The 698-nt window shown below is 62.8% G+C and carries 1 protein-coding gene; it reads right to left on the bottom strand.

Translation table 11 applies throughout. The features are described from left to right. On the bottom strand, positions 1-116 hold a 116-nt coding region (locus AAHF99_RS27130; protein WP_342167425.1), incomplete at its 3' end, for a Y-family DNA polymerase. Between the last annotated feature and the right edge of the window lie 582 nt (positions 117-698).

Below are 698 nucleotides of genomic sequence, written 5' to 3' on the forward strand. Positions count from 1 at the left end.
CAGCCGTCGTTATTGGACAGCACCACCACCGGCACGCCGCGCAGCTTGGGCTGAAACAGCCGCTCGCACGAGGCGTAGAAGTTGTTGCAGTCGACGAGGGCGACTGGGCCGCCCATGGATCAAAACATCCGCACAGAACGGATCACGACGCCCCAGATCTCGAACTCGGCCTTGGGGGAGACCGGGATGTCGGAGAACGCCTCGTTTTCTGGGCGCAGCCACGGCCATCCGCATCCGCTGCAAGTCGATCATCGGAGCCATGCCTACCTGGGATTTCGTTTCCTGCGGGATCGTCGTGATCGATCCCCGGCTCGATGGCCGAACGCGTCCGACGTAGGTCGAGTTCGTGGCATGGGTGACGTGGCCGGGATCTGTCCTGAAGGCAGTTACCCATCCCGACACTCGGGATGAATCATCCCTTCTCCCTGACCCGATGCCGAGCCCCTCATCCGAATGAGGCTGCATGGGGGCCGCTCGGTCGAACCTCGGCCTCGACCCATCCTCGACCTCGCCTACGCGCATAAGCCTATCGCCCGGCCGATGACGGTCTACCTTCGTATCACCGCCTCAAGGCAGCTCTTGGGATTTTCAACGGTCCTCGCCACCCTCCGGAAATCGGGACTGCGAAGCGGTGAGCCAGCAATGGGCTCGTCATACGCATCCCCAACCTTCGTTCTCGGGACCGTCGTTCGATGCCG

Source organism: Methylobacterium litchii, assembly GCF_038442315.1.
GTDB lineage: Bacteria > Pseudomonadota > Alphaproteobacteria > Rhizobiales > Beijerinckiaceae > Methylobacterium > Methylobacterium litchii.